The organism is Mycobacterium triplex (assembly GCF_000689255.1).
Classification (GTDB): Bacteria; Actinomycetota; Actinomycetes; order Mycobacteriales; family Mycobacteriaceae; genus Mycobacterium; species Mycobacterium triplex.
The window spans coordinates 4,625,282-4,646,392 of sequence record NZ_HG964446.1; the positions used below are offsets into that span (position 1 = coordinate 4,625,282).

The 21,111-nt window shown below is 66.7% G+C and carries 26 protein-coding genes; 12 read left to right on the forward strand and 14 right to left on the reverse strand.

The window, feature by feature from the left end:
- The first annotated feature begins 77 nt into the window (after nucleotides 1-77).
- Nucleotides 78-1,184 carry an IS110 family RNA-guided transposase gene (locus BN973_RS21365; RefSeq protein WP_036469779.1) on the forward strand — a complete coding sequence of 369 codons (1,107 nt, stop codon included), beginning with the start codon at nucleotides 78-80 and terminating at the stop codon, nucleotides 1,182-1,184.
- Entirely contained in the window at nucleotides 1,181-1,420 is a 240-nt protein-coding gene (locus BN973_RS21370; protein WP_036470730.1) for an integrase core domain-containing protein, read from the forward strand. The genes BN973_RS21365 and BN973_RS21370 overlap by 4 nt, the downstream gene beginning before the upstream one ends.
- Before the next feature lie 159 nt (nucleotides 1,421-1,579).
- Here BN973_RS21370 and BN973_RS21375 read toward each other — a convergent pair whose 3' ends face one another.
- A complete protein-coding gene (locus tag BN973_RS21375; RefSeq protein ID WP_036470731.1) occupies nucleotides 1,580-1,948 on the reverse strand; it encodes a hypothetical protein in 369 nt (122 codons plus the stop codon).
- 265 nt (nucleotides 1,949-2,213) lie between these two features.
- The gene (locus BN973_RS21380; protein WP_036470732.1) at nucleotides 2,214-3,023 is read right to left on the reverse strand and encodes an SDR family NAD(P)-dependent oxidoreductase; all 810 of its coding nucleotides are present in this window, start codon (nucleotides 3,021-3,023) and stop codon (nucleotides 2,214-2,216) included.
- Between the two features lie 82 nt (nucleotides 3,024-3,105).
- On the opposite strand from BN973_RS21380, the gene BN973_RS21385 reads away from it, so the two are divergent.
- Nucleotides 3,106-4,095, forward strand: a complete 990-nt coding sequence (locus tag BN973_RS21385; RefSeq protein ID WP_036470734.1) for an NAD-dependent epimerase/dehydratase family protein — start codon at nucleotides 3,106-3,108, stop codon at nucleotides 4,093-4,095.
- A gap of 11 nt (nucleotides 4,096-4,106) precedes the next feature.
- Nucleotides 4,107-4,676 (forward strand): TetR/AcrR family transcriptional regulator, encoded by a 570-nt coding sequence (locus BN973_RS21390; protein ID WP_036470735.1) that lies wholly within the window; start codon nucleotides 4,107-4,109, stop codon nucleotides 4,674-4,676.
- Between the two features lie 2 nt (nucleotides 4,677-4,678).
- On the opposite strand, the gene BN973_RS21395 is transcribed toward BN973_RS21390, so the two are convergent.
- Nucleotides 4,679-5,302, reverse strand: coding sequence for a hypothetical protein (locus tag BN973_RS21395; protein WP_139830376.1), 624 nt, complete (start codon nucleotides 5,300-5,302; stop codon nucleotides 4,679-4,681).
- A 92-nt stretch (nucleotides 5,303-5,394) separates the two neighbouring features.
- Between BN973_RS21395 and BN973_RS21400 the strand changes: the two genes are divergently transcribed.
- On the forward strand, nucleotides 5,395-5,742 hold the full coding sequence (locus BN973_RS21400; RefSeq protein ID WP_232232124.1) for a DUF732 domain-containing protein: 348 nt from the start codon (nucleotides 5,395-5,397) through the stop codon (nucleotides 5,740-5,742).
- Between the two features lie 240 nt (nucleotides 5,743-5,982).
- A complete protein-coding gene (locus tag BN973_RS21405) occupies nucleotides 5,983-6,372 on the forward strand; it encodes a hypothetical protein (protein ID WP_036470739.1) in 390 nt (129 codons plus the stop codon).
- 68 nt (nucleotides 6,373-6,440) lie between these two features.
- Here the strand turns inward: BN973_RS21405 and BN973_RS21410 are convergent, their stop codons facing one another.
- A complete protein-coding gene (locus BN973_RS21410) occupies nucleotides 6,441-7,109 on the reverse strand; it encodes a DUF1345 domain-containing protein (RefSeq protein ID WP_051641631.1) in 669 nt (222 codons plus the stop codon).
- Between the two features lie 329 nt (nucleotides 7,110-7,438).
- Here BN973_RS21410 and BN973_RS21415 point away from each other — a divergent pair, with 329 nt between their 5' ends.
- Nucleotides 7,439-7,741 carry a DUF732 domain-containing protein gene (locus BN973_RS21415; protein WP_051641390.1) on the forward strand — a complete coding sequence of 101 codons (303 nt, stop codon included), beginning with the start codon at nucleotides 7,439-7,441 and terminating at the stop codon, nucleotides 7,739-7,741.
- 19 nt (nucleotides 7,742-7,760) lie between these two features.
- Here BN973_RS21415 and BN973_RS21420 read toward each other — a convergent pair whose 3' ends face one another.
- Both BN973_RS21420 and BN973_RS21425 read right to left on the reverse strand, forming a co-directional pair.
- The gene (locus BN973_RS21420) at nucleotides 7,761-8,291 is read right to left on the reverse strand and encodes a pyridoxamine 5'-phosphate oxidase family protein (RefSeq protein WP_139830377.1); all 531 of its coding nucleotides are present in this window, start codon (nucleotides 8,289-8,291) and stop codon (nucleotides 7,761-7,763) included.
- A 30-nt stretch (nucleotides 8,292-8,321) separates the two neighbouring features.
- Nucleotides 8,322-8,858 (reverse strand): NUDIX domain-containing protein, encoded by a 537-nt coding sequence (locus BN973_RS21425; RefSeq protein WP_036470742.1) that lies wholly within the window; start codon nucleotides 8,856-8,858, stop codon nucleotides 8,322-8,324.
- A 65-nt stretch (nucleotides 8,859-8,923) separates the two neighbouring features.
- Between BN973_RS21425 and BN973_RS21430 the strand changes: the two genes are divergently transcribed.
- Both BN973_RS21430 and BN973_RS21435 read left to right on the forward strand, forming a co-directional pair.
- Nucleotides 8,924-9,295 (forward strand): nuclear transport factor 2 family protein, encoded by a 372-nt coding sequence (locus BN973_RS21430; RefSeq protein ID WP_036472822.1) that lies wholly within the window; start codon nucleotides 8,924-8,926, stop codon nucleotides 9,293-9,295.
- 136 nt (nucleotides 9,296-9,431) lie between these two features.
- Nucleotides 9,432-11,165 (forward strand): NAD-binding protein, encoded by a 1,734-nt coding sequence (locus BN973_RS21435; RefSeq protein ID WP_036472823.1) that lies wholly within the window; start codon nucleotides 9,432-9,434, stop codon nucleotides 11,163-11,165.
- On the opposite strand, the gene BN973_RS21440 is transcribed toward BN973_RS21435, so the two are convergent.
- A complete protein-coding gene (locus BN973_RS21440) occupies nucleotides 11,162-12,040 on the reverse strand; it encodes an LLM class flavin-dependent oxidoreductase (RefSeq protein ID WP_036470743.1) in 879 nt (292 codons plus the stop codon). The two genes, BN973_RS21435 and BN973_RS21440, sit on opposite strands and share 4 nt — an antisense overlap.
- A gap of 69 nt (nucleotides 12,041-12,109) precedes the next feature.
- On the opposite strand from BN973_RS21440, the gene BN973_RS21445 reads away from it, so the two are divergent.
- A complete protein-coding gene (locus BN973_RS21445; protein WP_036470745.1) occupies nucleotides 12,110-12,523 on the forward strand; it encodes a VOC family protein in 414 nt (137 codons plus the stop codon).
- 13 nt (nucleotides 12,524-12,536) lie between these two features.
- The gene (locus tag BN973_RS21450) at nucleotides 12,537-12,929 is read left to right on the forward strand and encodes a VOC family protein (RefSeq protein WP_036470746.1); all 393 of its coding nucleotides are present in this window, start codon (nucleotides 12,537-12,539) and stop codon (nucleotides 12,927-12,929) included.
- On the opposite strand, the gene BN973_RS21455 is transcribed toward BN973_RS21450, so the two are convergent.
- Genes BN973_RS21455 through cysD form a run of 3 tightly spaced genes read right to left on the reverse strand, consistent with a single transcriptional unit; the run spans nucleotide 12,926 to nucleotide 16,286 of the window.
- Nucleotides 12,926-13,408: an Rrf2 family transcriptional regulator gene (locus BN973_RS21455; protein ID WP_036470747.1), complete on the reverse strand. Its 483-nt coding sequence runs from the start codon at nucleotides 13,406-13,408 to the stop codon at nucleotides 12,926-12,928. The genes BN973_RS21450 and BN973_RS21455 overlap by 4 nt on opposite strands.
- A 44-nt stretch (nucleotides 13,409-13,452) precedes the next feature.
- Nucleotides 13,453-15,306, reverse strand: a complete 1,854-nt coding sequence (gene cysC, locus BN973_RS21460; RefSeq protein WP_036470749.1) for an adenylyl-sulfate kinase — start codon at nucleotides 15,304-15,306, stop codon at nucleotides 13,453-13,455.
- A complete protein-coding gene (cysD, locus tag BN973_RS21465; RefSeq protein WP_139830378.1) occupies nucleotides 15,306-16,286 on the reverse strand; it encodes a sulfate adenylyltransferase subunit CysD in 981 nt (326 codons plus the stop codon). The genes cysC and cysD overlap by 1 nt, the downstream gene beginning before the upstream one ends.
- 186 nt (nucleotides 16,287-16,472) lie before the next feature.
- Between cysD and BN973_RS21470 the strand changes: the two genes are divergently transcribed.
- Nucleotides 16,473-16,862 carry a PaaI family thioesterase gene (locus BN973_RS21470; RefSeq protein WP_036472826.1) on the forward strand — a complete coding sequence of 130 codons (390 nt, stop codon included), beginning with the start codon at nucleotides 16,473-16,475 and terminating at the stop codon, nucleotides 16,860-16,862.
- Here the strand turns inward: BN973_RS21470 and BN973_RS21475 are convergent.
- The 4 genes from BN973_RS21475 to BN973_RS21490 form a co-directional block, all read right to left on the reverse strand.
- A complete protein-coding gene (locus tag BN973_RS21475; protein ID WP_036470750.1) occupies nucleotides 16,859-17,350 on the reverse strand; it encodes a beta-class carbonic anhydrase in 492 nt (163 codons plus the stop codon). The two genes, BN973_RS21470 and BN973_RS21475, sit on opposite strands and share 4 nt — an antisense overlap.
- 147 nt (nucleotides 17,351-17,497) lie before the next feature.
- Complete coding sequence (locus tag BN973_RS21480) at nucleotides 17,498-18,973, reverse strand: hydrogenase large subunit (protein ID WP_036470752.1); 1,476 nt, start codon at nucleotides 18,971-18,973, stop codon at nucleotides 17,498-17,500.
- A complete protein-coding gene (locus BN973_RS21485) occupies nucleotides 18,970-20,442 on the reverse strand; it encodes a proton-conducting transporter transmembrane domain-containing protein (RefSeq protein WP_036470754.1) in 1,473 nt (490 codons plus the stop codon). The genes BN973_RS21480 and BN973_RS21485 overlap by 4 nt, the downstream gene beginning before the upstream one ends.
- Nucleotides 20,442-21,104: a hypothetical protein gene (locus BN973_RS21490; protein ID WP_036470756.1), complete on the reverse strand. Its 663-nt coding sequence runs from the start codon at nucleotides 21,102-21,104 to the stop codon at nucleotides 20,442-20,444. Before BN973_RS21490 ends, BN973_RS21485 begins: the two co-directional genes overlap by 1 nt.
- Nucleotides 21,105-21,111: the final 7 nt, after the last annotated feature.

Sequence of the window (21,111 nt, forward strand, 5' to 3'; positions counted from 1 at the left end):
CATCACAGACCTGTCGCTCCGCCCGACCGGTTCGCCCCACCCGTCAGTTCAGCCCTAACGGAGGAGCGAATTTCATCATGACAACAGAAGACGGCGATGTCATCGGCGGTGTCGACACCCACAAACACACCCACTACGCGGCGGTCATCGACACGCTCGGTCGGCTTCGTGGGCATCAACAGTTCCCCGCGACCGATCGCGGCTACGCGGCCTTACTGTCGTGGATGCGAGCCTTTGGGCCCCTGCGGGCGATCGGCGTGGAGAGCACCGGCTCGTTCGGAGCGACATTAACCCGGGCGCTGACCGCGGCCGGGGAACACGTCGTCGAAGTAAACCGGCCCAATCGTGTGGCGCGTCGCATGGACGGCAAATCTGATCGCCTCGATGCCGAAAACATTGCCCGCGCTGTCCTGGGCCGCACTTCGACCGCTATCCCGAAGGCCAAATCCGGGATGGTCGAAGTGATTCGCACCCTGCGTGTTACGCGAGCCAGCGCCGTCAAGGCCCGCACCCAGGCATTCAACAACCTCTTCGGCGTGATGATCGGAGCACCGTCACCGTTGCGTGACGACCTGGTCGATCTGACCAAACGCACCCTCGTCAACCGTTGCCTGCACCTTCGTCCCGAAACCGACGACCTCGCCACACTTGCCAGCGACCCCGATCGACTGCTGCTCGCTGGCGTGAAAATAGCGCTGCGGGATCTGGCCCGCCGCTGGAAAGTCCTCGATACCGAAATCAAGTCACTCAATCAGCAGATCGCTGCCATGGTCGGTCTGGCTGCACCCAAATTGGTCGAGCTCTTCGGGGTCGGTACCGAACTCGCGGGCCAATTCCTCGTCACGGCCGGCGACAACCCTGACCGCATCCGCAACGAAGCAGCCTTCGCCAAACTCTGCGGCGTGGCCCCGCAGCCCGCCAGCAGCGGTCGGACCACCGGGCGCCATCGCCTATCCCGCAGCGGCGACCGCCAAGCCAACAGCGCGCTCTATATCGTGACCATCGTGCGTATGCGCCACCACGAACCCACCCGCACCTACGTCGAACGACGCACTAACGAAGGCCTCAGCAAGCGCGAAATCATCCGCTGCCTCAAGCGCTACATCGCCCGGGAAATCTACGCGAACCTCCCACGCCCTGAACCCGAATCCCGTGCGGCCACAGCACAACCCGCCGCCGCTTGACAAACATAGGAGCATCGAAGCGATCGCACCGCATCGACGCTGAGGAGTTCTACCGGCTAATCGACGGCGTCGTCGAGGACGACACCGGCCTGTTCAACCAGAAACTCAAGGAATGGGAGGACTACTACAACTATCACCGGCCCCACGGCGGCCTTCACGGCCAAACGCCATACGAAAGACTGCTACAAAAGACCCAAGCCCAGCCTGTCACCGGCCATCGTCAGTCCCACAGCTAGCTCGCAGCGCTTCGAGTCCCCGCCGCCTCGGGTACACCCCGGCGTTCGGTGCCCGACCATGGCCGGTCTTCCAGCGTTGGTACTCGGCCTCCTCCCGCTCCAGAAGCCAGGCGTATACGCCCTTTTGGCGCCGAGCACCGTCACCCCGGACCACCGGCATCAGGCCGTCCCCCTATGGCCGCGTTGCACGTCCGCCCAGCGGGCGTGACCGCCAGCGACTCGGTGCGGATTCTTGAGCGGCGTGAACTGCTCGATGTGTAGGTACTTGAGGTGCTCACTGACTTTGTCGTCTTGTAGCCGACGCTCGGCCAGGTACTTCACGATCAGTGGGCCGTTGCCGCCGTGCTCACCGGCCTGCTCGGCCTCGATTCGCTGATCGAGTAGCTCCACGGCGTCGGCGGCCCGGCATGCGGCGTCGATGTGCTGTTGTTCGCGTTCGTCCCATTCCAGGGCTGGTTGGCCTAACTGGTCACGCTCGCGCGCCATCGCTTCGTCGAGCTGCGCTCGCAGCAACTCCCCCACGGTCATCTTTCGCCTTCCAGCAAACTTTTATGTCGTCTCAATGTGCCCACCTGGCGCGCCCGAAAGTTCCGGCAGCTCCGTAGATACAGGCAGACGCTAAGTCTCGTCCGGGGCGCGCGAGCTGCGGCGGGGTACCTCCCCCACCCCTTTGCGGACGCGCGTTCGAGCACGTGTCGCGCGCCGTCAGGAACCAGCAAACATCTATGCACCGAAGGCGTCTACGCAGCAAACGGTCAGCTGGGCCAAGATGGCTGCATTAAATTACCCGTATTTAATTCGTTGGCCCCAGCGCGTATGCCCCGGTCTCCGGATGGTGGTACCAGCCGCTGGCGGCATGCGTGCCACCGTCGACGTGGATCGTCTGGCCGGTGATGTAGCTGGACATGTCGGACGCGAGAAATACTGCCGCTCCGGCCATTTCGTCGACGCGACCCGCGCGCCCCATCGGCACCGTGTAGCCCGTGCGATTCCGAGACCCCGGCGGCGCCATCTGCTCGAGGCCTTCTGTCCAGGTGATGTCCGGGGCCAGCGCATTGACCCGGATGCCATGCGGGGCGAGTTCCAGCGCGGCGGTCTTGGTGTAGTTGATGACGCCCGCCTTGGCCGCCGCGTAGGTCGCATAGCCCGGAGCGGCACGGACACCCTCGATCGACGTGACGCTGATGATGCTGCCGGGCAGCTTCTGCTCGACGAGGTTGCGGGCCACCCGCTGCGTGCACAGGTAGACGTGGCGCAAGTTCGACTTGTACAGCGCGTCCCACCCGTTCTCGGTGGTGTCGAGGATCCCCGACCAGAAGACTCCGCCGGCATTGTTGACCAGGATCGACACCGTTCCGAGCCGGTCCGATGTCTGCGCCAGCGCGGCATCCACGGCGGCGCTGTCCCGGACGTCGACCGGAATTCCGAGAGCGCCGATCTCGTTGGCGGCGGCGGCACACGAGTCGGGGTTTCGTTCCCAGATCGCGACTCGTGCACCGAATGCGGTCAGCCCTGCCGCGATGCCCCGGCCGATACCCGCGCCCCCACCGGTGACGACCGCGACGCGGTCGGTGAGCAGGACGCTGGAGGGATCGAGTGCCATGGACTGAACTATAGAACAACCCCACGTCAAGGTTTACAGTTCTTGCTAGACATGTTCGATTTGTAACGCCTGGGAGGTCCCGATGACCAGCACGATCTTCGTCACCGGCGCAACCGGTCAAACGGGCGGCAACGTCTGCGAGCAGCTGATCGAGCGTGGCGACCATGTTCGCGCCCTGGTGCGCCATCCCGACGACGCCGCGCCGCTGGCCGAAATCGGCGTCGAATTGGTCAAGGGCGACATCGCCGACGCCGACGATGTACTCAACGCGGCCAAGGGCGCCGAGGCGGCGATCCACTGTGCGGCACTGCTGGGTGGTGCGAGCCAGGACCTCGACGACTTCAAGGCCGTCAACCTGGTCGGCACCACCAACGTCTTGGATGCCGGGAAAGCCCACGGCATGCGTCGGGTCGTTGCCCTGAGCACCGCCACCTTCCTCGACCTGAGCACGGGCGCCGACTTCGAGGAGGCGCCGGTCCTGAAGAACCCGCCCAGCGACCCCTACACCGTCACCAAGCTCGCCGCTTTCCTGGAAGCTCATCGGCGCGCAGCCGCCGGCGACGACGTCCTGACATGCCACCCGGGCGCGATCTACGGACCCGGCCCGGTCGCGGACCGCGCGTTGCACCGCACCAGTTTCAATCGGGTTCTGTTGGCAGGAATGCGCGGAAAGATCAAGCGCTACTTGGCTTTTCCGGTGACCTGGGTCGCCGGAGCGGACGTCGCGAGGGGCGCGATCGCCGCACTGGATGCCGGCGTGGCCGGCGAGCGCTACCTGTTGGTCGGGCGGCCCGAAGACACCTTCAGCACCGCCGGCGGCATCAACCGCGCCTGCGAGGTCGCCGGAATCGACCACCGTGTCGAGGATCTCGACTACCGCACCGATCCCGAGGCGTTGACCGCCGAATTCGGACCCACCTTGATGGCCATTGCGAAGGCCGCGGCCAACAGCGACCGCATGACTCGGAGCAAAGACAACCTGACCACCCGGCGCCTGAACTACCAGCCCATGTCCTTCGACGACGGACTGCGGCTGCTGATCTCGTGGCTGCGCAAACTCGGAAAGCTGTAGAGGCCGCCACGGTGTCGATCGCCGAATCACGCAGGCCCCGTTCAGATCATGGAGCTCTGGCGGATCGAATCCTGGACGCGGCCGAGCGGCTGATATTCCGGACCGGAGCCCGCAAGTTGTCGCTGTCGGACGTGGCGACCCTGGCCGGGGTGTCGCGGCCCACCATCTACCGCTATTTCGCGTGCAAGGAAGACCTGATCGACGCCATGGGAAAGCGCGAACGCCGTCGCTTCTACGCGGCGATGGACCAAGCGACGTCCGGAGTCGCCGGCGTCGCACGATTGGAGGCCGCGGTGGACGTCGTCGCGAGCTTCCTCGAGGCCCAACCCCCGGGGCGGCTGCTCGACCTCGAGCCGGGCTTCGCGCACGACCAGATGGCCGCGGCGCTCCCGATGCTCGCGGAGGGACTGGTGCCGGTCTTGCAGCACTGTGCCCTCGAGGGTGCCTTCGCCGCAGCGGTGGATCCCCGCGATCTGGCCGGGGCTATATCGCGAACCGCGTTGAGCCACTACATCTTTCCCGAGACCGACCGCGCCGCGGCCCGCCGGCAGATCCGTGCCGCGGCCGGACTCTCCGGCTGAGATCAGAGCCGTTGGATCGAGATTCGCGCGTTGACGTGCCAGATCGAGCCGTTCGCGTTGACCTGCAGATAGAGACCCTTCACGTCATTGCCCACCTGGTGCTCGACGACGAGGCTGGCCTTGTCCTGGACCCTCAAGAACGTCTCCATGAAGCTCGGCAGCGCGTTGGCGTCGCTTCCCGTGCCGATGGAGAGCGCCTTGGCATTGTTGGCGTTGAGCACGTCGATGGTCGGGACGACGTCCGGGCTCAGGGCATCCTCGAGGTATCGCAGCCGCGCATAGCCGGCCGGCGGCGTCGACAACGTCGGGATGCTGGTCGGGTTCGCCACGTCGTAGGAGTTGACCAGCGACATGGCGGTGATGTGATACAGCCCGGCCCGCAGCGTCACCACCCCGGTCCGATCGTCGAGGCCGATGTTCTCGCCTTCTTGCACTTCCTTTTTGTTGAAGACGCGGGCATTCCAGCCGGCGACCATCGGCTTGTTCGACAGTGAGTATTCCGCGTAGACGGCGTACTCGGCCGCGGGCGCGCCCTGGCCACGACCGCACGCCGCGACGGTGGTGCCGGCGATCAGCGCAACGATTGCGACCAGCGGCGCGATCGAGCGCAACCTTGGTGATGACATCCTCGAATCCTGCGCGGGGCACCGAGGCTGTCACACCTCAACGGCTATCCCGACTTTCTTTGTTCTTCATACGTTTGCCGCACAATGACTCGATGCGCATATCTCGCCGGCTGGTCAGAATCGCCGCCCCCGCTATGGTTGGTGCCGCCCTGGTTGCGAGCGCACCGATAGCGACTGCAGATCCCGTCAATGACGGATACCTTGCTCAACTGCGCGCCGCCGGCCTCACCTGGCCGCCGGGGCACGACGCCGCCCTGATCGGGGTGGCGCAACTGATCTGCGACGATCTCGGCTGGGGCTGGACGGCAGACCAGATCGCCCGGGACGTGCACGCCAACTTGGACCCGAGGGGCATCGCGGTCGGCGACGTCGCATCCATGGTCGGCATCGCGCACGCGACCTATTGCCCCAACCAGAGGTGCTGGGCGCCGCACTGCTGAGCGCCGCGGCCTTCCGCGACATCGCAGCAAACCCGGACGCATGTCGATTTCATAGAACTTTTCGGCCTCAGAAACCCATTTGTCTTTCAATTCGATATGCGTTCAAGAGTGACCGGAAACTCTTTCTTAGTTTGCTGATACGTTCGCGTCGGGTGTCCTGCGCGGCGGTAGAACTAAGACTTGAGGGCGGAAAACATGAAGGTCTACTCACTAATCGCGGCAATTACATTCTTTGCTGGCATGGCTGCATTGCCGGCGCCCCTAGCCACGGCCGAACCACCGGCCGCGGCCGACGACACGACGATGAACGGCGTTTACCACTACGCGGACGAGGACGGCGACACCGGAACGTGGACGATCAACACCACGTGCAAGCAGGTCTGCGTCGCCCACGTGAGCACCGGTCCCGGTCAAGGCTTCAACGCCCCGCTGATCGACGGCCAGTACACCGTGACGCGCACGATCCCGGAGGCCGCGATCTGCGCCAACGACTCCAGCCTGCACCCGGTCCATGTTCACCAATCCTGGGACCCACTGACGCTCACCGGTGTTGCGGTCTTCTTGGACAGCACCGCGCCGTGCGGCCTCACCGACCCGCACGACGCCTTCACCCTCACCAAGATCGGCTAGCGGCGGCCGGCACGCCCCACAATTGTTCTAGTCCAATAGTTTTGGCACCAAGGCAACGCCGGCATCGGTCACACCTTGGCGCCCAGCCCCGCGATCAAATTGATCGTGACCGCGAGGACCACCGCGCCCAGCAGGTAGGACACCAGCGCTTGTCGCAACACCGTCGCCCTGATCGACGTCAGGTTGATCTCGGTGTCCGACACCTGGTACGTCATGCCAACGGTGAACGCGACATACGCGAAGTCCCGAAACCGCGGCGGCTCCGGGTCGTGGAAGTCGATGCCGCCCGGTTCGCCGGAATAGTAGAGCCGCGCGTAGTGCACGGTGAACAACGTGTGCACGGCGAACCAGGACGCCGCGACGCTGAGCACACCGACGATGGCGGCCTGCAGAGCCTCGGCGCCGGAGCGCGATCCGGCGGCCACCACATATCCGACCCCGCCCAGGCTCGCGACGCTCGCGGTCAGGATGATCGCGTCGGCGGCCCACCGAGTCGGGTCCTCCCGCGTCGCCCAGATACGGGTTTGGTCGGCATCCATTCCGCGCAGGATCAGCTGCGTCCACACCACATACACTCCCGCCGCGGTGATCCAACCGACCAGCGCGTACCGCGAACCGGCGGCGTGCCCCACCGTGATGGCGACGACAACTCCGAGCACCACGACAACTGCCATCCGAACCGCGACGGTGTCGCGGAACAACTTCACCAGGGACGTCACATTCCCGACCCTAACCATCATCGGATAGCGACACTCGGGAGAAACTCCGAAAAAGACACGATTGCAGCGGGTCACTATTTCGTGCGTATGGGGAAGCACACCATTTCGCGCCCGGGCCTGGCCATTTTCCGCCTGCGCGCTTATTTTGGGGAACTATTTTGCCCAACCCTCGCTGCGCCAACCCCCGCTGGAGCGGGGTTGCGGTAGGCACAGCGGGATCTCGGACGCTTCGGTCCGGCGACGGCGCCCGCGCAAGTCTTTGCCCGCTTCGTTCATTCGCTATGCATTCACGCGTCGCGAACAGCATAATAGGGCGTCGCACTTGCCCGACCTCAAAAGGAGCCGACATGTTTTCTGCTCGCACACTGTGCGCACTGAGTGTCCCCGCTATTGCCGTTGCCGCCTCATTGACCGTGAGCACCGGGGTCGCCGCCGCCGACGATGACGCTTACCTCGCCCAGATCCACAAGATCGGCCTCACCGGGGACAAGGACGGACTGATCCAGCTCGGGCACCTGATCTGCGCGGACCGCAGCGCCGGCGAGACCCCCGACCAGCTGGCCCAGGTGGTGCAGAGCAAGAACCCGGGAATCAGCCTCAGTGACGCAACGGGCGTCGTCAGCGCCGCCGAATCCAACTACTGCCCCTAATAGCGCCGCCGTCGTTGCCCTAGTCCAGGCGAAACTTGGTGGCGCCGAACGGTTCCGATGTCGCCAGCGCGAACACGGCCGCCGGTTGGGTACGGTAGACCCGCCAGGGCGGCGGACCCGCCGACGGCGCACTGTACTCGGCGGTGAGCGCGTCCCCGGCAACCTGGGCGGGCCATCCGGAATGTACGAAAGCCTCTGCGACGCAGGCTAATTCGCTAGCGTCGCGGACCCGATCGGCGGTGCCCTCGAGAACGAGATCGAACTGCTCGGTGGCGACGCTGACCACACACCTGCGGTCGCGGGCCAGGTTGCCGGACTTGCGGGTCGCCGGTCCGGACGTGAAATACCAGCTGCCGTCGTGTGCAATCACCCCCACCGGCCGCACGTGCGGGCTGCCGTCGGGATTGATTGTCGTGAGCCACGCCGTATGGCGTTGCGGACCACCGCTGCCCGGCGCCTGCGTCAGCCGGCCGTCCAGCACCGTTTTTACCCGGGCCCATTCAATCGTCGGCGCTCCGTACCCGTCGAGATTGCGCGCTTTGATCGTCATGACGATGTTGACCGGGGCCGACCCGGAAACTCATCGCCCGTGTAGCAGGAACAGCCCGTAGGCAGCGACCGACTGCGAGTCCGCGATCACTCCCGAGCGCATCATCTCCTCGACGTCCTCGCGGGAGAACCACGCACTGCGCATGTCCTGCTCCTCGTGCTCGCGGTTCGATTCGCCCTCGGAGATGCCGGTGGCCAAAAACACCCAGCCGCGCTGACTGGTCATGCCGGGCGCGACGTCGAGCAGGCCGAGCGCCTCGAACGAGGTCGCGCTCAACCCGGTTTCCTCGCGCAACTCGCGCGCGGCCAGCTCGGCGGGCTCGGTGTCGACCAGATCGGGTGCGGTGCCCTGCGGAAACTCCCAGCGCCGCGCGCCCACCGGGTAGCGGAACTGTTCGACGAGCCGGAATCGCTCGCCGTCGTAGGGCAGCACCAGCGCATAGGTCGGCTTGTCCACCACGGCGTAGATGCCGGGGCTGCCATCCGGGCGGCGAATGTCGTCCTCCCGGAAGATCAGCCAAGGGTTCCGGTAGATCTCGCGCGACGCGACGCGTTCGATGAATGGCACGGAGCCCAGTATGAATGCGACCAACCGGTCACGACCGCGATGGCGAGCAGGTAGCGTCCGAAGCCATGCCTTCCCAAGACGCCATCACCGAGACCGTCAACAGCTATCTCACCCACGTCGCCAACGGCGCCACCGACGAGATCGTGAACCTCTACTCCGCCGACGCCACCATCGAGGATCCGGCCGGATCCGACGTGCGGCGCGGCCGGGATGCGGTCCGCGAGTTCTACGCGGCATTCCAAGATGCCAAGAAGGACACCGAACTCGCCGAGATCCGCATCGGCGGCAACGAGGCGGCGTTTTACTGGCACCTGACCCTCGACGCCGGCGACACGCGCACCCAGATCTCGCCGATCTCGTTGATGACGTTCGACGACGACGGCAAGATCACGTCGATGCGGGCGTTCTGGGGCCCTTCCGACGTTCGCGTCCTGTAGCGCAAAGCCGTTATGGCCGAAGCAGATACCGGCCTAGTGCGGCGGCGGCCCCCGACGTTCCCGATGTTGCGCTGGCAGAAATCGGCACGGTGGCCGATAGTCATAGCAATGTGATGTTCCGGGAGGCGGGGTGAGCATGCGCGGCCACATCATCGTCAGCGGTGACGACGCGCTGGCGATGACGATCGCCGAGGAGCTTCAGAACGCGGGCGCGCGGATCGTCAAGCTCGTCGACGACACTGTCGCCGACACCAAGGACGATCTCGCCCAGGCCGGGATCGATCATGCGGCGGCCGTGGTCTGCGCGGGAAACGACGACGCGATAAACCTCGAAATCGCTTTGCTGGCAAGGAAAGCCAACCCGAACGTGCGCGTGGTGGCCCGGCTGGCCAACGATGTGCTGCGCGAAGCGGTTGCCGCCGACAACGGCCCCGGCGCCATCCTCGACGTCGCCGAATTGGCGGCGCCCTCGGTCGTCGAGGCGGCCCTGGCGCACACCGCGCACCCGTTCGAGGTCGCCGGCATCAAGCTGCTGGTGTCCGGCGCGGAGGCGCCCTACGACGGGACGTTGCGGGAGATCTACGGGGACCTGGCGCCGGTGGCGGTGATCCACGGCAAGAACTCCCCCACGCCCGGGTTTGTGGAAATCTGCCCGGCCCGCGACGTGCAGGTGCGTACCGGTGACTGGACGGCCATGATCGGCACGGCCGAAGAGTTGGCGGCGCAGGGCATCAGGGTCCGGGCACCCAGCGCCGCACGAGTGCGTACCCGCTGGGTGCGGCGCGCCGTCGAGGCCGTACGCGGGCTGGGCAGCGACGCCAACCCGATGTTCTTGCGTGCGATCGCCGCGGTGCTGACCGTGCTGATCGGCTCGACGGTGCTGTTGCGCTACAGCTACCAGCCGCACGCGAAAATGACCTGGGTCGACGCGTTGTACTTCAGCACCGAGACGATCGCGACCGTCGGCTATGGCGACTTCAGCTTCCTGTCCCAACCCACCTGGCTGCGACTGTTCAGCATCGGGCTGATGTTCGGCGGCCTGATCACCACCGCCGTCCTGGTCGCATTCATCGCCGACCTGTTGATCTCGCGACGCTTCGCCTTCACCGCCGGCCGCCGCCGGGCACGTCAGCTGCGCAATCACGTCATCGTCGTCGGGCTGGGCTCGTTCGGCAGCCGAGTCGCCGCCGATCTGACCGCAGCCGGATACGAAGTCGCGGTCATCGAGATCGACGAAAACAACCGGTACTTGTCGACCGCGGCCGAGCTGGGCATTCCGGTGATCTTCGGGGACGCGACGCTGCCGCAGACGCTGGAGGCGGCCCACGTCGAACACGCGCGCGCCGTGACGGTGCTGACTCACGACGACATGGTCAACATCGAGACCGGAATCGTGCTGCGCGAGATGCTCGGCCCGCGGGTGATGCCGCAGGTCGTCCGGCCCGACGTTCCGATCGTGCTGCGCATCTACGACCATGTGCTGGGCAGCGCGGTGGCCGACCGGTTCGGGTTCGACACCGTGCGTTCGACGGTCGAACTGGCCGCCCCGTGGTTCATCGGTGCCGCGATGGGCCTGCACGTCCTGGGAACGTTTTCGGTCGGGCAGCGCTACTTCATGGTCGGCGGCATGCACGTGGCGCCGGGGAGCGAGCTCGACGGGCTGCGGATGTTCGAGCTGTCCACCCAGACCCGGGTCATCGTGATCACCCGGGAGGACGCCCCCGTGCAGCGCCGCCCCCGCCGCGATGCGCGGCTGCGCGGCGGCGACACCGTCTACCTCGTCGGCCCGTATCGCGAGTTGTTGGCCACGCTGCGCAAGGGGCGGCCGCCGCAGCAGCCGGAAGTCGGCCGCGAGCGCCGCCCGGCCTAAAGGCGCCCGGCCACGTCGGCGGCGCGGCGCGCCTGGTCGACGTCCGAACTCGTCGGAATCAGCTGCACCTCGTCGGTGCCGATGTCGTCGAACTTGCGCAGCACCGCGGCCAGCTCGTCCTCGCTACCGGCCCAGCCGGTCATCGGGGCCATCGCGTCGACGTACTCCGCCGGGATCCAATTCATGTAACGGCGCAGGTGCCGATGCACCTGGGCGCGCGACTGCTCCGGTGTGCCGAAGGCGAACCAGAACGAGGTCACCAGCTGGGGTTTGGGCTTGCCGGCCTGCGCCCATGCCGCCCGTGCGACGTCGAAAAGCTCGTTTTGCTTGTCGACGTCGAGGTCCAGGGTGGTGCCGGCCAACCCGTCGGCCCAGGCTGCGGCGCTGCGGATGGTCTTCGGCCCGATACTGCCGACGAGCAGCGGCGGACCGCCGGGCTGCACCGGCGCGGGCCCGACCGGCAACACCGAGTCGGTGAGCTTTTCGCCGGCCCACACCCGCTTCATCACCGCGACCCGCGCGGCCATGTCGCGCCTGGTCTGCGTCGCCGGGTCGGCGCCGACCGCGTGGTAGTCCTCCTGCCTGCCGCCCACGCCGATGCCTACGGTCAACCGCCCGCCGGACAGCATGTCGCCGGTCGCGAGACCCTTCGCCAGCATCGTCGGATCGTGCAGCTGCGGCACGATCACCGTCGTCATCAGCCGCACCCGTTTGGTCCACGCCGCGAGCGCGCCGAGCAGCGTGAGGTTGTCCGGGTTTTCGAATGCGATGCGCTCACCCCAGCACAGCGACGAGAACGGGCCCTCGTCGATCGCGCGCGCCCAGGTTTCGAGCACCGTGGCATCCAGATCCGGCTCCATCACCGGCATCGTCATTGCTATCCGCACGACGGCGATTCTGGCATGCCCTCTACATGTGGTTGCCGAAGTGGCAGCATGGGGTGAGTGCCCTTAGCCAGTACGTCCATCGCACATGTCCGCCTGACCGTCACCGATATCGAGCGATCGCGCCAGTTCTACGAGAGCGTGTTCGACTGGCCGGTGCTGCTGGAAGTGCCCGAGAATGCCGACGAGGCGACCCGCGACCAGTTCTCCTTCTTGTTCGGCGGGGTCGTCTACGACCTCGGCGGCACCCTGCTCGGGCTGCGCCCGGTCGCCTCGGACCGCTTTCACGAAGACCGCTGCGGCCTGGACCACATCGCGTTCCGGCTCGCCAGCTTGGACGAATTAGACGCTGCGGCAGCACATCTGGATGACATCGGGGTCGAGCACGAGCCGGTCAAAGACATCGGGCCGTCCTACATTCTAGAGTTCCGCGACCCCGACAACATCGCCTTGGAGCTGACGGCGCCCAAGTAAGCTGGAAAGAACTATGTCCATCAGTTTCAACCACACCATCGTCGCCGCCCGCGACAAGCGCGAGTCCGCGGAATTTCTGGCCGAGCTCTTCGACCTGCCCGCCCCGAAGCCATTCGGGCACTTCCTGGTCGTCGCGCTCGAGCACGGGGTGAACCTCGACTTCGCCGATGCCCCCGAGGGCGAGGACATCCACCGGCAGCACTACGCGTTCCTGGTCTCCGAGCCCGAGTTCGACACGATCTACGGCAAGATCGCCTCGCGCGGCATGCAGCATTGGGCCGATCCTCGCCAAAGCCGGCCCGGCGAGATCAACCACGGCGACGGCGGCCGTGGGGTCTACTTCCTGGATCCGTCCGGGCACGCCATGGAAATCCTGACTCGGCCGTACGGATCGGGTGCGGCCTAGTCGGTGCGCCCGGCGCCGTGCCGCCGGCTCTCCTGGCCTCGATAGTCGTCGGCGAGCTTGGCCACGTGCTTGGGCAGGGTGCCGGACGCCACGTCGGCCAGGCTGGTCTCCTCCAGGACCGATCGCATGCTGGCGCGCAGCGCACGCCAGACGTCGGCCAGCGGTGCCGTCGGCCCGGAGTACGGCAGGTCACCGAGGCCGATGTCACGGACACTGGCCAGCGGGCCGTCGATGCATCGCAGCACGTCGGCGATGCTGATCTCGCTGCCCGGGCGGGCCAGCTCGTAGCCCCCGTCGCGACCGCGGTGGCTGCGCACCAAGCGGTCGGTGCGCAGGTTGGTCAGGATGTCGACGAGAAACTGCGGCGGTATGCCCTGCGCCTGGGCCAAGTCGTCGGTCTTGACCAGCGTGCCGCTTTCCACGGTGGCGAGCTGGATCATCGCCCGCACCGCGTACTCCGCCTTGGCTGACATCCGCACCTTGAGGATTGTGCCATCTCGTGCGGCGGGTCGAACCTGTGCGCCTAGGCGCGCAACTCCAGCATGTCGATGACACGCTGCGCCATCTCCTCGAGCGAACAGTCCGGGACCAGCCGCAGATCGGGATTCTTCGGCCGCTGGTACGGACTGTCGATACCGGTGAAATGCGTGATTTCACCGGCCCGGGCTTTGGCGTACAGCCCCTTGGGATCACGGGCCTCACACTGCGCGAGGGGGGTATCGCAGAACACCTCGAAGAACTCAAACCCGGCGTCGGCGTGCACTTTACGAGCCATCTCGCGGTGCTCGGCCAGCGGGCTGATCGCGGGCACCAGCACGGTCTGGCCAGAATCGGCGAGCAACGTCGCGACGTGGGCCAGCCGGCGCAGGTTCTCCGCCCGGTCGGCCATCGAAAAGCCCAGGTCGGCATTCAGGCCGTGGCGCAGGTTGTCGCCGTCGAGAACATAAGCGGGCGTTCCCTTTTCGAGCAGCTTCTGCTCGACCAGCATCGCCACCGACGACTTGCCCGCACCCGAGAGGCCGGTGAGCCAGACGGTCCGGCCGCGAGCCGCCCGGTCTTCGGCGGTGACCAGCGACTCGTGCCGCACCGTGTTCGGGCTTGCCTTCTGCGCCGTAACGTCGCGCAAGACCATGCCCGCCGCGACGGTGCCGTTGGTGTGCGGGTCGATCAGGATGAACGATCCGGTGCTGGCGTTGCGGGTGTACTCGTCGAGCAGCAACGGCACCTGCGCGCGCAGCGATATGCGGCCAAGTTCGTTGAGCTTCAAGGCCGTTGCGCTCTTGTCCCGATGCAGGGTGTTGACGTCGAGCCGGTAGTCCAGCGCGGTGACCCGGACCCGGGTGGTTCGTGTGGTGTGCTTGATGACGTAATCGCGGCCCGGCTCGAGCGACGCGCCGTCGGCCATCCAGCACACGGTCGCGTCGAATTCCTGCGCGACCCGGGGCTGGTTGTTGGTGCGGGCGAGCATGTCGCCCCGCGAGATGTCGATATCGTCGGCCAGGCTCACCGAGACGGCCATCGGCGGAAACGCTTCTTCCACTGGGCCATTCGGGCCTTCGATGGCGCTGATCCGGCTGGTCTTGCCGATCGGCAGCACCACCACCTCGTCGCCCGGGCGCATCACTCCGCTGGCCACCGTTCCGGCGTAGCTGCGGTGGTCACGATGCTCGTGGGTCTGCGGCCGGATCACGTACTGCACCGGGAACCGCACGTCGACCAGGTTGCGGTCACCGGCGATGTACACCTCCTCGAGGTGTGAGAGCAGCGCCGGCCCCTCGTACCAGGGCGTCTGATTCGATTTGGCGACGACGTTGTCGCCGTGCAGAGCCGAAATCGGGATGGTGGCCACGTCCTGCACGTCCAAACGTGCTGCGAAGGCGTGGAATTCGTCCTTGATCGCGTCGAACTTCGCCCGGTCCCAGTCGATCAGGTCCATCTTGTTGACGGCGAGCACGATGTGCTGGATACCCAGCAGCGACGCCAGGAAGGCGTGCCGGCGGGATTGCTCGAGCAGCCCCTGGCGGGCGTCGACGAGCACTATCACCAGCTGCGCGGTGGACGCACCGGTCACCATGTTGCGGGTGTACTGGATGTGGCCCGGGGTGTCGGCGATGATGAATTTCCGCCTGGCAGTCGCGAAGTAGCGGTACGCGACGTCGATCGTGATGCCTTGCTCACGCTCGGCCCGCAGGCCGTCGGTGACCAGTGCGAGATCGGTGTAGTCGTGACCGCGTTCCTTCGACGTCTTTTCGACCGCGGCCCACTGATCTTCCATCACGGCCTTGGAGTCGTACAACAGGCGCCCGATCAGGGTGGACTTGCCGTCGTCGACCGAGCCGGCAGTTGCGATGCGCAGCAACGTGGTTGGGGCAGCCATCAGAAGTAACCCTGCCGTTTCCGGTCTTCCATTCCAGCCTCCGAGATGCGGTCGTCGGCCCGGGTGGCCCCGCGCTCGGTCAGCCGGGAGACCGCGGTCTCGGCGATGACCTCCGACACCGTGGCGGCCTCCGATTCGACGCACCCGGTGCAGGTGACATCGCCGACCGTGCGGAACCGCACCATCTTCTCCACCACCTGCTCGTCGGGGCGCGGCTGCATGTGGCGGTGTACGGCCAGCAGCATCCCGTCGCGCTCGAAAACCTTGCGCCGGTGGGCGTAATAGATCGGGGGCAACTTGACCTTCTCGGCGCCGATGTAGGACCAGATGTCGAACTCGGTCCAGTTCGACAGCGGGAAGACCCGGATGTGCTCACCCTTGTGGTGCCGCCCGTTGTAGAGGTTCCACAGTTCGGGCCGCTGAGCCTTGGGGTCCCACTGGCCGAATTCGTCGCGGAAGCTGAACACCCGCTCCTTGGCGCGCGCCTTCTCCTCGTCGCGCCGTGCCCCGCCGAACGCGGCGTCGAACTTGTTCTCCCGGATGGCGCGCAGCAGCGTCACCGTCTGAATCGGGTTGCGCGACGGGATGGTCTCGACGACTCGGCCGGCGTCGATGTCTTCCTGCACCGACGCCACCACCAGGCGCACCCCGAACTCGTCGACGAGTTCGTCGCGGGTCGAGATCACCTCGTCGAAGTTGTGGCCGGTGTCGACGTGCATGACCGGGAACGGCAGCCGCCCGGGGCGAAACGCCTTGAGCGCCAGGTAGAGCATCACGATCGAGTCCTTGCCACCGGAGAACAGCAACACAGGCCGTTCGAACTCCGCGGCGACCTCGCGGATGATGTGGATGGCCTCCGCCTCCAACGAGCGCAGATGGCTCAGTTCGTACTGACCCGCCGCGGGGCCCGCCGTCACACCACTGGTCATTGCTTCCCTGCCCACACCACTTATCCGGATAAACTTGGTCGAACTGACCATGTTTACGGTCATTGACGTTCATAGAACCAGCCGGCCCCGGCCCTGTCAACCAGTGGGCGGCGTGGCGCGGGGACCGAGCACCGGACACATCGCGCCGGGTTGCGGCCCCGGCCCTTCCACCGCGGGCGATCGGTGCGACAGCATGGACGAATGACCACTTCCTCCGCTCCCCCCAGCGGGCGCGACGTGATCGCGCAGTTTCTGCCCCAATCGCCGTTCGTCGCCAAGCTGGGGATCGTCGCCGACCAGCTCAACGACGACGAGGTACGGCTACGGCTGCCGTGGGATCCGTCCAACGTCACGCTCGGCGACATGGTGCACGGCGGCGCCATCGCCACCCTGGCCGACCTCACCGTGATGGCCGCGGCCTGGTGCGGCAGGGAAGCACCGCCGGAATTCCGCGGCGTGACCGTATCGATGGCCCTGGACTTCATGGCGCCGGCCCGCGCCACCGACGTGATCGGGGTGGGCCGGGTGCTGCGGCGCGGCCGGTCGCTGACCAACTGCGAGGCCGAGATCGTCGACCCGGAGGGCCGGCTGATCGCCAAGGCCCTCGCTACCTACAAGGTCGGCTAGAGCGTTACCTCGTCGAGCTTGCCGGTGGCGACGTCGAAGACGAAACCCCGCAGTGACACCTGTTTGGTGACGAACGGGCTGTTTTCGATGCGGCGCAGCGACTGCCGGACGTCTTCGGCGGGATCCGGGAAGGCCTCGGCCGCCCACGGCGGTTTGACGCCCGTCTCTTCCTGGATGGCGCGCTTGAAGTCGTCGTCGGTGAAGGTGAGCATCCCGCAGTCGGTGTGGTGGATCAGGATGATCTCCCGAGTCCCCAGCAGCCGCTGGCTGATGGCCAGCGAGCGAATCACGTCGTCGGTGACGACCCCGCCGGCGTTGCGGATGACGTGGGCCTCGCCCGCGTTCAGGCCGAGGATGCGATAGACGTCGAGCCGGGCGTCCATGCACGCGACGACCGCGACGTGTTTGCTCGGCGGCATGGGCAGTGGCCCGTTGAACGTGCTCGCGTATCGGGCGTTGTGGGCCAGGTAGTCATCGGTAACCGTCACGGCAGGCCTCCTAGCGGCATCGCGGCATGGAATTGCTACACAATCGGTGCCGCAGTGTATCGCTTTCGGTTCGCGCGGCGTCTGGTTTCGCTCTGCCGGGTCTTAAATCGTGCACGGCAGGCGACCGGGCATCCGGATGTGGCCGGGCTACAGGTCGTTGCCCGCGTACGACTGGTTGAAGCTCTTGTTAGCCAGCGGGAAGTCCGGGACGATCGTGTCGGCCATCGCCACCGGCAGCGCGGGCCAGTTGAACCAGGACGGGTCAACGATTTTGGCGCGGGTGATGCGGTTGGTCGCGTCGACTTCGACACGGTGCACGATGGTGCCGCGCCAACCTTCGACGATGCCGACACCGCTGCCGGGCGTACCCGTCGGGTCGGCGCTGACCCTGTGTTCGATTGCGCCGCTGTGTGACTCGACAATGTGACAGGCGAGGGCAGCCGAAGCCGCGAACTCGTCACGCCGCACGGTGTAGCGGGCGAGGACGTCGCCATCCGGCGCGGAGATCTCGGCGATGGGCAGTTCGACGGCGGGGTGCTCGACCCGGGCGTCGGTACGCAGGCCACTGGCGCGGGCGACGTAACCCAGACAGCCCAGGGCGGCGGCGTCCTCACAGCGGAGAATCGCGGTGCCGGCGAAGCGGTCGTAGGCGACCGCGTTGGCCAGCGTCAGCGCGGCGAGCTCGGCCACCTCGGCGTCGAGCCGTCGAATCTCCTCGGTGTCGGGAAGCTCTTGCAGCGCAACTGCGCCCGGGTGGATGGCGCCGCGCAGCAGCCGGTGGCCGGTGACGGTGGCGTTGAGCCGCAACAGTCTTTCGCGGATACGCAGGGCATGCGCGTTGGCGATGCTGTAGCCGATGTCGTTGGCCAGGGCGCCCAGATCGGCCGCGTGGTTATAAAGTCGCTCGAGTTCGACGATCAGCGCCCGTAGCCGATGCACCTCGTCGGGCAGCTCGATGCCGAGCGCGTCTTCGATGGCAAGGCTGTGGGCCAGGGCATGGGCGGCCGACGTGTCGCCGCTGATCCGTTCGGCGAGATCGACCGCCCCCGCGGCGGACCGGCCGTGAAATAGTTTCTCGATGCCGCGGTGCACGAACCACAGCCGGGCCTTCAGCCGCACCACGGTCTCGCCCGCCACGGAGAAGCGAAAGTGGCCGGGTTCGATCAGGCCCGCGTGGATGGGGCCAACCGGGATCTCGTAGACCCCGGGGCCTTCGACGTTGAGGAAAGGGAATGCGCCGGTGTCCGCGAATTCGGGCGCGGGCCCCGCGTCGGCACGCATCGGGTGCCAGTCGGGCCAGTGCGCGTGCCGGACCAGGCGGCGCGGTTTGGGGTGGCCGACCGGGCGGATTCCGTACAAGTCGGCCATCTCGCGCTCGAATCGGCTTGCCGGAAACGACATATAGGCCAAGGATCGGATGCTCGGGTTATCCACGGGTACAACGCATTCCAGCTCGACACGGCGGTCCGGACAGCCGGCCAGAAAAAGATAGACCACGCGCAGACTGTCTTTGTCGTCGTGCGCGGCGACCAACGCCAGTCGAAACGAATCGTTCAGGAGTTGTTCGGCCATCTCGATCAGCTCAAGCTGGGATACTCTGTGTCGCAACCAGGTTCGGCTCATCGCGGGGCTCCCACGTTGCTGCCGGCGGCGACGGCGAACAGGTGGGTGAGCGGGCCGGCCGTGACGCCCAGGGCCGCGCAGACGGCGATGCCGATGATCAACACCATTGCGGCCGTGGCGGGCACGACAAGCGACGGCGCGCCCGCCGCGGGTGCGCCGAGCAGTACTCGCCCGGAGTTGCGGGCCAGCGCGGCGAAGGCGATCGCGATCAGCAGCATCGCGACCCCCAGTACCCAGGCCAGCCGCGCACCGGCCAGCGACCGCGCGATCGCCAGCTCGCTGGCGAACATCGCGAACGGCGGCAGCCCGAGCAGGACGATCAAGCCGGTGGCGAACGACAAACCGACCAGCCGCGACCGGCGCAGCACGCCGGTGATATCGGCGATCGCGGTGGAGTCGTGCGCGGCCTGCAAGTGGCCGCCCGCGAGGAACAACACCGTCTTCGCGATCCCGTGGGCAAGCACATGCAGCAGCAGCGCGGAGATCGCCAATGTGGTGCCGGCGGCCGCGGCGATCGCGATCAGGCCCATGTTCTCCATCGACGAGTAGGCCAGCATCCGCTTGATATCACCGGTGACGGTCAGCATCAGCGCGGCGACCAGCAGCGTCATCAACCCGACCACCAGCAGCCCGCCGCGGAGGAAGGTGGGCCCGGTGGCGGCGTCGATGATCGGCCGCAGCCGGATCAGCACCGAGAACGCGACCGACAGCAGCACCCCGCTCATCAGCGCGGACACCGGCGCGGGAGCTTGGCTGTGGGCGTCGGCCAGCCAGGTGTGGAACGGAAAGAGCCCGGCCTTGGCGCCGTAACCGATCAGCAATAGTCCACCGGCCAGCCGCGCGACGGCGGGATTCAGGCCGCGGGCATGCGCGGCAAGGGCATCGAGGTTCAACGCATGCGCGGCTGGTGCCCCGCCGTCGCGCGCGGCGAAGTACAGCAGCACGGTGCCCAGGAATGCGACGGCGATGCCAACCGAGCAGATCACAACGTACTTCCAGGTCGCCTCCAGCGCGGTGCGGGTGCGGCGATGCCCCACCAGGAAGGCGGTGACCACCGTGGTGGCCTCGATCGCCACCCACACCACACCAATGTTGTTGGCGCACACCGCGAGTACCATCGCCGCCAAAAACGCCGGCGTCAGTACGCCGTATAGGCGGGCGCCACGCTCGTCGGTGTGAGCGCGCTCGAGTTCGCCATCGATGTAGGACATGCCGGCCCAGGTGGCCAGCGTGCCGACCGTCCCGATGACGACGAGCATCGTCACCGTGAGCGCGTCGGCTCGCAGCAGCCCGCCGAGCGCAAACCCGGTACCGGCCCCGACCCGAATTCCCAGCGCCACGCCGCACACCAGCACGGCGACCGCGGACAGCACTGTCAGCGCCGCCGTCACGCGCCGCCATCCGCCGGCCAGGGCGGCAACGGATGCGGCGGCCGGGGCAAGGATCGCCGTGAGCAGTAACACGGTCATCAGTCGCGCAGTTCCTGCAGCTTGTCCAAGTCGGCGTCGCCGAAGGCGTGTCGCAGCCGGCCGGTCAGCACGCCGATCACGATGACGGCCAAGAGCACGTCCAGTGAGGCTCCGAGTTCGACGATCAACGGAACTCCCGCGGTGAGTAGGAACGCCGTCGCGGCGATCCCGTTGTCCAGCATCAGGAATCCGGCTGCTTGCGAGACCGCATGCAGCCGGGTGGTCAACACGAAGAGTGCGATCAGCAGCACCGCGAACGCGGCGGGCACGGCGTTGGTACTGGGGCCCGGTTCCAGGTCGACCACCGGCTGCGTGATCGCAAACGCGGCGACCGTCAATCCGCCGGTGATCAGCAACGAGCTGGTCGTGTTGATCAGCGGGGTGGCCTCGCGTCGCGAGACGACGTCGGCACCCACCGCGCGGGCGAGCAACCACGGCAACACCACCACGCGCAGCACCAGCACGGCGACGGCCACTCCGATCAGTGCGACATCGTGGTCGTGGATGCCGCGCAGCGCCGGGATCGCGGCCAACGCCAGGCCCTGCCAGGCCAGCAGATGCACGATGGCGGACAGCTCGCGGCGCCACACGATCAAGACCGCGGCCAGCACGAGGCCGCCGGCGGCGAAGTCCACCAGGGTGGAGAAGTTGGCGTCGGTCATCGGCGAG